Below are 8,810 nucleotides of genomic sequence, written 5' to 3' on the forward strand. Positions count from 1 at the left end.
AGCGGGATGGAGCTGACCCGGTATCAGAAGATCCTGCTGGCGGTGCTGGCGGGGATGCTGGCGCTCTTCGGCGCGCTGATGGCGGCCTTCCGGGCCCATCCCGGCGTGACGTTCGAGGGAGGGCTTTTGAAGATCGCCCGGGAGGACGGCCGGACCGTCTACAACGGCAGGGCCCACGGGGAGCCGGTGACCATCTCCGTCTCCCGGCCCGCCGGTCTCGAGACGGACGTGGAGTTCTCCATCGGGGAGCGGTCCCACGACGTGTGCACGGTGCTCTATCCCCTGGAGCCCATCCGGACGGAGCATGGGGACACGGTGGACGGCATCCGCGTCACGAAAAACGGCGCGGTGCTCTTCGAGGGCGGCTATGACCCGGAAGCCGAGTTCGGATGGTATGACACGGACGGGGGATGGGTCCCCGCCGGCATCCGCGTCCGGGTCCAGGTCAGCGGCGACCCCTGGTACGGCTACGAGACCACGGCCGCCGACGCGGTGCGCTTCGCCTTCGGCCCTGAGACCGCCGCCCACGGGGACCCGGCCCTTTTCGCCCTGGCGGTGCTCTTCAGCCTCCTGCTGGCGGCGCGGATCCTCTTCTGGAAGGGGCTCTTCCGGTTCGGGCACCGCTGGGCCAGGGACCCGGAGCCCACGGAGGGGTACGCGCTGCTGGAGCAGATCGTCTGGACCGCCTTCGCGGCGGTCACCGCCGGGACCTACATCGCCGCGCTGGTGAGCGTCGGCTGATGCTGGGAGGACCTATGGAGACAAAGGGAAAAGCCCCGGCCGCCGCCGCGGTCCTGGCGGCGGCGGTATCGTGGGGCATCATCGGACTGTGGAACCGGCGGCTGATGGCGGCGGGGCTGTCCCCGCGGTCCATCGTGCTGGTCCGCAACTGCGGCGGCATGGCGCTGCTGTCGCTGTTCTTCCTGGTCAGGGACCGGAGCGTCTTCCGGGTGGAGCGGCGGCACCTGAAGTATTTCTTCGGCACCGGCGTGGTCAGCGTGGTGCTGTTCACCGTGTGCTATTTCTCCTGCCAGCAGCTTTGCTCCCTGGCCGTGGCCTCGATCTTGCTGTACACCGCCCCGTCCTTCGTGGTGCTGCTGTCGGCCCTGCTCTGGAAGGAGCCGGTGACGGGGAAAAAGCTCCTGGCCCTCTTCCTGACCCTGATCGGCTGCGCCTGCGTGTGCGGCGTGTCCTCCGGCGGGCTGTCCGTCACCCTCCCCGGCGTGCTGCTGGGGCTGGGCTCCGGGTTTTTCTATGCGCTGTACAGCGTCTTCGGGCGGTACGCCCTGGCTCACTATCCGCCCCTGACCGTCACCGTGTGGACCTTCCTCTTCGCGGGCCCGGCGTCGCTGGTCCTGCTCCGCCCGGCGGAGCTGGGGACGGCCTTCGGCGGAGGGGATCCCGGTGTGTGGCTGACGGCCCTGGCCCTGGCGGCGGTCTCCACCGCCGCGCCTTACATCCTATATACCTGGGGCCTGGCCCGGATGGAGCCGGGGCGTGCCTCCATCCTGGCCAGTCTGGAGCCGGTGGTGGCCGCCCTGACGGGAGCCGCCGCCTTCGGCGAGCCCCTGGGGGCGCTGACGGTCCTGGGCATCCTGTGCGTCCTGGCGGGCGTGATCGTTTTGAGGTGAAGCGTATGGCGAAGAAAAAGGACGAGAAGACCAACGTGATGCGGATCTTGGACCAGAAGAAGGTCCCCTACACCCCCCATTTCTACGAGGAGGGCGAGGGGCCCGAGGGCACCCGGGAGTACGGCGTCCATGTGGCCCAGGCTCTGGGACAGGACCCGGAGCGGGCCTTCAAGACCCTGGTGGCGAAGGGGGCCTCCGGGGGATACTATGTGTTCGACATCCCGGCGCCGGACAGCCTGGACCTGAAGAAGGCCGCCAAGGCGGCGGGGGAGAAGTCCGTGGAGCTGCTGGCGGTGAAGGACATCACCGCCGTGACGGGCTACGTCCGGGGCGGGTGCAGCCCCGTGGGGATGAAGAAGGCGTACCCCGCGATCTTCCATGAGACGGCCCTGGAGCATGAGACCATCTACATCTCCGCCGGGAAGATCGGCGCGCAGGTGGAGGTGGATCCGAAGGCGCTGTTAGCCCTGCTCCGGGCGGGGACGGCGGACATCGTCGTTCCACGCTAGGGAGAGCCCCAGGTGGAGGCCGATAGAGAAAGCGTCGGCGGACCACTGGAAATAGAGGTGCCTGGCCCGGTCGAAAAGGGCCACCCGCTGTCTCTCTTCGAGGGGGAGGGCGCTGAGGAAGTCGATGACTTCCCCGTCGGGGAAATGCCGCAGCTCCTCCAGGAGGGGGTAGGCGTAGGTGTCGAAAAGACGCTCTTCCACAGGGTTCACGATCATCACCATCCGAATTTTAATAACATAATTATACGACTTTTAATAACGCTTGTCAAGGAGTATCTATGAAAACTTTAGAGGTCTTAGGGGCGCGCCTGAAAGAGCTTCGGAAAGAACGGAGGATCTATCAAAGAGAGATGGGAGAATTGCTGGGAGTCACGCTCCGGCATTATCAAAAGATCGAAAAGGGTGAGATCAACATTTCTGCTTTGATGCTGTGCGCCCTCGCGGACCATTTCGGGGTGACCACAGACTATCTGCTGGGGCGCTGCGAGGAGAGGAGCTGAGGCGCGGCGGGGAGCGGGAAAGATCCTCTTGACATAAAAGATCCTTTCCGTTACCCTGTGAAGCGCAGCCGAACACACGCAAAGGAGAACGAACGACCATGCACACACACATCACCGTCAAGGGCGCGCGGGTGAACAACCTGAAGAACATCGACGTCACCATCCCCAGGGACAAGCTGGTGGTCATGACCGGCCTTTCCGGTTCCGGCAAGTCCTCGCTCGCCTTCGACACCATCTACGCCGAGGGGCAGCGCCGGTATGTAGAGTCCCTGTCCTCCTATGCCCGGATGTTCCTGGGCCAGATGGACAAGCCGGACGTGGACTATATCGAGGGCCTCAGCCCCGCCATCTCCATCGACCAGAAGACCACCTCGAAGAACCCCCGCTCCACCGTGGGCACGGTGACGGAGATCTACGATCACCTCCGCCTCCTCTGGGCGCGGGTGGGCACCCCCCACTGCCCCAAGTGCGGCAAGGTCATCCGCCAGCAGACCATCGACCAGATCATCGACCAGGTCCTGGCCCTGCCGGAGGGCACCCGGATCCAGGTCTGCGCCCCCGTCGTCCGGGGGAAGAAGGGCGAACACGCCAAGGTCTTCGAGGACGCGAAGCGCTCCGGCTATGTCCGCGTCCGGGTGGACGGCAGCCTCTATGAGCTGGACGAGGAGATCGGGCTGGAGAAGAACAAGAAGCACAATATCGAGGTGGTGATCGACCGCCTCATCATCCGCCCGGACATCCAGCAGCGGCTGACGGACAGCGTGGAGACCGCCTCGAACCTCTCCGGCGGGCTGGTGATCGTCAACCTCCTCCGGGAGGAGCGGGACCTGATGTTCTCCCAGAATTACGCGTGTGAGGACTGCGGCATCTCCATCGAGGAGCTGACGCCCCGGATGTTCTCCTTCAACAACCCCTTCGGCGCCTGCCCCACCTGCACGGGGCTGGGCGTCCAGCTGAAGGTGGACGTGTCCCTGGTGGTGCCGGACCCGAAGAAGTCCATCCTGGAGGGGGCCATCCAGGCCAGCGGCTGGGGGAACATCCGCTCCGACGGGATCTCCCGGATGTATTTCGAGGCGCTGTCGAAGAAATACCGCTTCTCCCTGGACGCGCCCTGGGCGGAGCTGTCCGACGAGGCCAAGGACATCATCCTCTACGGCACGAAGGGCGAGAAGCTGGAGCTGCACTACGACCAGCCCCGGGGCAAGGGCGTGCTGTACCAGCCCTTCGAGGGCATCTGCAACAACGTGGAGCGCCGCTACCAGGAGACCCAGAGCGACGCCAGCAAGCGGGAGCTGGAGGAGCTGATGGCCGAATGCCCCTGCCCGGCCTGCAAGGGCCGGCGGCTGAAAAAGGAGTCCCTGGCCGTGACGGTGGGGGACAAGGACATCGACGCCGTGACCCGCCTCAGCGTGGTGGACGAGCTGGAGTGGGTGGAGCGGCTGGAGCTGACCGAGCAGCAGCACCGGATCGCGGACCGCATCCTGAAGGAGATCCGCTCCCGCCTGGGCTTCCTCCGGTCGGTGGGCCTGGGCTACCTGACCCTGAGCCGGGCGGCGGGGACCCTCTCCGGCGGCGAGAGCCAGCGCATCCGCCTGGCGACGCAGATCGGCTCCAGCCTGATGGGGGTGCTGTATATCCTGGACGAGCCCTCCATCGGCCTGCACCAGCGGGACAACGACAAGCTGCTGGCGACCCTGCGGGACCTCCAGCGCCTGGGCAACACCCTCCTGGTGGTGGAGCACGACGAGGACACCATGCGCGCGGCGGACTACCTCATCGACATCGGCCCCGGCGCGGGGGTCCACGGCGGCCGGGTCGTCGCCGCCGGCACGCCGGAGGAGGTCATGGCGAACCCGGATTCCCTGACGGGGCAGTACCTCTCCGGGAAGAAGCGCATCCCCGTCCCGGACATCCGCCGCCCCGGCAATGGGAAGACCCTCCGGGTCCGGGGGGCGGAGGAGAACAACCTGCGGAAGGTGGACGTGGACTTCCCCCTGGGCACCTTCACCGTGGTGACGGGCGTGTCGGGGAGCGGGAAATCCTCGCTGGTCAACGAGGTCCTCTTCAAGCGCTTGGGCGCGGAGCTGATGCGCATGAAGGTCCATCCCGGGAAGTGCGCCGCCATCGAGGGCCTGGAGCATCTGGACAAGGTGGTCAACATCGACCAGAGCCCCATCGGGCGGACGCCCCGGTCCAACCCGGCCACGTATACGAACCTGTTCAACGACATCCGGGAGCTCTACGCCTCCACCCAGGAGGCCAAGAGCCGGGGCTACGGCCCGGGCCGGTTCAGCTTCAACGTCCGGGGGGGCCGCTGCGAGGCGTGCTCCGGCGACGGCGTGCTGAAGATCGAGATGCACTTCCTGCCGGACATCTTCGTCCCCTGCGAGGTCTGCAAGGGCCGGCGCTATAACCGGGAGACCCTGGAGGTCCACTACAAGGGGAAGAGCATCGACCAGGTCCTGGACATGACGGTGGACGAGGCGCTGGAGTTCTTCGCCCCCCTGCCGAAGCTGCGCAACCGGCTCCAGACCCTCCAGGACGTGGGCTTGGGGTACGTGAAGCTGGGCCAGCCCTCCACGGAGCTGTCCGGCGGCGAGGCCCAGCGGGTGAAGCTGGCCACCGAGCTGAGCAAGCAGGCCACCGGCAAGACGATCTATATCCTGGACGAGCCCACCACGGGCCTCCACGCCGACGACGTGCGCAAGCTCCTGGAGGTCCTCCAGCGGCTGGTGGACAACGGGAACACGGTGGTGGTCATCGAGCACAACCTGGACGTGATCAAGTCCGCCGACTGGATCGTCGACCTGGGCCCGGAGGGAGGTGACGGCGGCGGCACCGTGGTCTGCACCGGCACGCCGGAGACCGTCGCCGCCTGTGAGGAGTCCTACACGGGGCAGTATCTGAAAAAGGTGCTGGTGCGGTGAAGTCTACCGGAACGGATGGCCTCTCAGTCGCGGATCATCCTCGGTAAAATTATTTGATAATGTAATTATACATCTTTAAATGGTGTATATCAAGGAGTTTTTTATGGATACGCTGGAGATCTTGGGTGCACGCCTGAAAGAGCTGCGGAAGGAACGCCGCATTTATCAGCGGGAGATGGGGGATCTTCTTGGTATCACACAAGGGCATTATCAAAAGATCGAACATGGAGATGTGAATATCCCCGTCTTGACATTATGCACCCTGGCAGGGTATTTTGATGTGAGCACCGACTATCTGCTGGGGCTGTCTGACGAGCGGAGGCCCTTGAGATAGCCGGCCAGAGCCCCTTCCCAAAAATGCTTGACAAGAAAGTTGAGGATCACCTATGAGCATCACGAAGACCGCCATGATCACCGTCTGCGGCCGCCCCAACGTGGGCAAGTCCAGCCTGACCAACGCCTTGGTGGGGGAGAAGATCGCCATCGTCTCCAACAAGGCCCAGACCACTCGGAACCGCATCTACGGCATCGTCGACCGGGAGGACACCCAGTTCATCTTCCTGGACACTCCGGGCCTCCACCGGCCCAAGTCCGCCCTGGGGGACTATATGGTCAAGGTCATCACTGCCAGCCTCTCCGATGTGGACTGCGCCCTTTTGCTGGTGGAGCCCATCCCCCACGTGGGCGGGCCGGAGAAGGCGCTGATCGAGCGCATCCGGGAGGAGGGGATCCCCTGCGTGCTGGCAATCAACAAGATCGATACCGTGGAGCCCGCCCAGCTCCTGCCCGTCATCGCGGCCTACGACGAGGCGTGGGACGGGTTCGACGCCATCATCCCCATCTCTGCCCGCACCGGCGAGGGCCTGGGCGAGCTGGTGGACGAGCTGGGCAGGTACGCCGAGGAGGGCCCCCAGCTCTTCCCGGACGGCCAGACCTCCGACCAGCCGGAGCGGGTGGTCTGCGGGGAGCTGTTGCGGGAAAAGCTGCTGCTGTGCCTGGACAAGGAGATCCCCCACGGCACCGCCGTGGAAATCGGCAAGTTCTCCGAGCGGGACTCCGGCGTGGTGGATGTGGGGGCCACGATCTACTGCGAGAAAGCCAGCCACAAGGGCATCATCATCGGCAAGCAGGGGGCCATGCTGAAAAAGATTAGCTCCCTGGCCCGGCAGGATATGGAGCGGTTCATGGGGACCAAGGTCTACTTGGAGACCTGGGTGAAGGTCAAGGAGAACTGGCGGGACAATGTGAACTATGTCCGCAGCCTGGGCTACCGGGAGGATTGAGCGTATGCGGGACCCCGAGAAGACGATCGGCGGCATCGTCGACAAGGCGAAGCTCGCCTTCCTCAGCTACCTGGACGCCGAGGGCTTCCCCACCACCCGCGCCATGCTGCCCCCCAGGGAGCGGGAGGGCATCCGGGTGTTCTGGTTCAGCACGAATACCTCCTCACGGAAGGTGGCGGCGTTCCGGGACGATCCCAGGGGGAGCATCTATTTCGTGGACCGGCGCTTTTTCCGGGGCGTCAGCCTCTCCGGCACCGTGGAGGTGCTGGAGGATCCGGAGAGCAAGCGGCGCCTGTGGCAGACGGGGGACACCCTGTACTATCCCGGGGGCGTCACGGACCCGGACTACTGCGTGCTGAGGTTCACGGCGGTCAGGGGCCGCTATTACAGTGATTTCAAAAGCCAGGATCTCCTGATTCCAGTTTGACCGGAAGTTACCACGTATCCTTTTCGACCCCGTTCGCAGACTATCTGTAAAAGGAGGTCTGCGAGATGGAAAACATGGAACCCGCGCCGCTGTGGGAGCTGTTCTGCCTCACCGGAGAGCCCCTGGCTTATATGCTGTACCGGTCGATCGAGGACGAAAAAGACAACGATTTGTCATGATCGGGGAGGATGATACTCCCCGTACATAGAGAGGAGGAGGCGCCGTGGCGGGGACGCCCTATATCGTGGACCGCGGCGTGGTCCTCCGGGAGACGGAGACCAAGGAGACGGACAAGATCCTGACCCTCCTGACCTGGGAGCAGGGGAAGATCGCCGTCATCGCCCGGGGGGCCCGGCGGAAGGGCTGCAGGTTCGCCGCCGCCGCCCAGACGCTGGCCTACTCCGAGTGGACGCTGTACCAGCGGAAGGACTGGCATCATGCCAGCGACGCCTCCACGCTGGAGCTGTTCGGCGGCCTCCGGGAGGACCTGGCCGCCCTGGCCCTGGGCTGTTACATGGCGGAACTGACGGAAGCCGCCGCTCCGGACGCCGTCCCCGTGCCGGAGCTGCTGCGGCATCTGCTCAATGGGCTGTATGCCCTTTCCACTTTACACAAGCCCCCCGCGCTGGTGCGGCCCGCCTTTGAGCTGCGGCTGCTGTGCCTGGCGGGGTATGAGCCTCTGGCGGACGCCTGCGCCGTCTGCGGGCGGGAGGACCCGGAAGATCCCGTGCTGGACACCGCGCAGGGCGTGATCCGCTGCCGGGGGTGCGGCGCGGGAGGGGGACGGCCCCTTTGCCGGGACTCTCTCGCGGCCCTGCGGCATATCGTGTATGGAGATCCGAAACGCCTGTACTCCTTCCAGCTGGGACCGGAGCCCCTGCGCCGGCTCACCGCCGCGTCGGAGGCGTTCCTGTACGCGCAGCTGGAACGCAGGTTTTCGACGCTCGACTTTTATAAAAGTATTTTATAAGATATTTATATAAATTCCGCTCTCCCATCGGGGAGCGGAGGGCCCTTGGGGCAGGACGCCGGGGAAGCAGCCCCCCTTTACAGGAGGAACCGACATGAGCGAACTATTTGAAAAGTCCATCCGCACGCTGGAACTGCCCAGGGTGCTCCAACTGCTGTCCGATCAGGCCGTCAGCGCCGAGGCCAAGGAGCGGGCCCTCCGGGTCTCCCCAGAGACGGAGCCGGAGGAGGTCCTCTGCCTCCTGGACCAGACCGACGCCGCCCGGCAGATGATCGGCCTCCGGGGCGCGCCCTCCTTCTCCGGGGTCAAGCCTGTGGCGGAGACCCTGGACCGCGCCGACCGGGGAGGCAGCCTGAACGCCCGGGAGCTGCTGCGGGTGGCGGGGCTGCTCACCGCCGCCCGCCGGGCCCGGGAGTACTTCAACGGCGACGCGTCCGGCAAGACCGCCATCGACCACCTCTTCCTCTCCCTCCACGGCAACCACTTCCTGGAGGAGAAGATCAAGCGCTGCATCCCCGACGAGGACACCATCGCCGACGCCGCCTCCCCGGAGCTGGCGGACA

10 protein-coding genes and 1 pseudogene are annotated in these 8,810 nt (G+C 65.3%); 10 read left to right on the plus strand and 1 reads right to left on the minus strand.

The features are described from left to right. The first annotated feature begins 6 nt into the window (after window positions 1-6). The 3 genes from QZ332_RS01910 to ybaK are packed head-to-tail and all read left to right on the plus strand — an operon-like array spanning window position 7 to window position 2,140. Window positions 7-741 carry a hypothetical protein gene (locus QZ332_RS01910; protein WP_295761655.1) on the plus strand — a complete coding sequence of 245 codons (735 nt, stop codon included), beginning with the start codon at window positions 7-9 and terminating at the stop codon, window positions 739-741. A 14-nt stretch (window positions 742-755) separates the two neighbouring features. Continuing rightward, complete coding sequence (locus tag QZ332_RS01915) at window positions 756-1,631, plus strand: DMT family transporter (protein WP_295761657.1); 876 nt, start codon at window positions 756-758, stop codon at window positions 1,629-1,631. Between the two features lie 5 nt (window positions 1,632-1,636). Then, window positions 1,637-2,140, plus strand: a complete 504-nt coding sequence (gene ybaK / locus QZ332_RS01920; protein ID WP_295761659.1) for a Cys-tRNA(Pro) deacylase — start codon at window positions 1,637-1,639, stop codon at window positions 2,138-2,140. Here ybaK and QZ332_RS01925 read toward each other — a convergent pair. Then, the gene (locus QZ332_RS01925; protein ID WP_295761661.1) at window positions 2,093-2,362 is read right to left on the minus strand and encodes a hypothetical protein; all 270 of its coding nucleotides are present in this window, start codon (window positions 2,360-2,362) and stop codon (window positions 2,093-2,095) included. The genes ybaK and QZ332_RS01925 overlap by 48 nt on opposite strands. Window positions 2,363-2,418: 56 nt before the next feature. Here QZ332_RS01925 and QZ332_RS01930 point away from each other — a divergent pair, with 56 nt between their 5' ends. From QZ332_RS01930 to QZ332_RS01960, 7 genes and pseudogenes are all read left to right on the plus strand, one after another. Next, window positions 2,419-2,640 carry a helix-turn-helix domain-containing protein gene (locus tag QZ332_RS01930; RefSeq protein ID WP_295761663.1) on the plus strand — a complete coding sequence of 74 codons (222 nt, stop codon included), beginning with the start codon at window positions 2,419-2,421 and terminating at the stop codon, window positions 2,638-2,640. A gap of 98 nt (window positions 2,641-2,738) precedes the next feature. After that, window positions 2,739-5,567, plus strand: a complete 2,829-nt coding sequence (uvrA, locus tag QZ332_RS01935) for an excinuclease ABC subunit UvrA (protein WP_295761665.1) — start codon at window positions 2,739-2,741, stop codon at window positions 5,565-5,567. A 79-nt stretch (window positions 5,568-5,646) separates the two neighbouring features. Beyond that, window positions 5,647-5,901, plus strand: a complete 255-nt coding sequence (locus QZ332_RS01940) for a helix-turn-helix domain-containing protein (protein ID WP_295761667.1) — start codon at window positions 5,647-5,649, stop codon at window positions 5,899-5,901. A gap of 52 nt (window positions 5,902-5,953) precedes the next feature. Beyond that, window positions 5,954-6,850 (plus strand): GTPase Era, encoded by an 897-nt coding sequence (era, locus tag QZ332_RS01945; RefSeq protein WP_295761669.1) that lies wholly within the window; start codon window positions 5,954-5,956, stop codon window positions 6,848-6,850. A 4-nt stretch (window positions 6,851-6,854) separates the two neighbouring features. Next, window positions 6,855-7,277, plus strand: coding sequence for a pyridoxamine 5'-phosphate oxidase family protein (locus QZ332_RS01950; RefSeq protein WP_295761671.1), 423 nt, complete (start codon window positions 6,855-6,857; stop codon window positions 7,275-7,277). Window positions 7,278-7,500: 223 nt separating this feature from the next. Next, on the plus strand, window positions 7,501-8,247 hold the full coding sequence (gene recO, locus QZ332_RS01955) for a DNA repair protein RecO (RefSeq protein WP_295761673.1): 747 nt from the start codon (window positions 7,501-7,503) through the stop codon (window positions 8,245-8,247). Window positions 8,248-8,341: 94 nt separating this feature from the next. Next, window positions 8,342-8,810 (plus strand): annotated as a pseudogene (locus QZ332_RS01960) (endonuclease MutS2); the annotation flags it as partial.

The organism is uncultured Oscillibacter sp. (assembly GCF_910584465.1).
In the GTDB taxonomy this organism is placed as follows: Bacteria; Bacillota; Clostridia; order Oscillospirales; family Oscillospiraceae; genus Oscillibacter.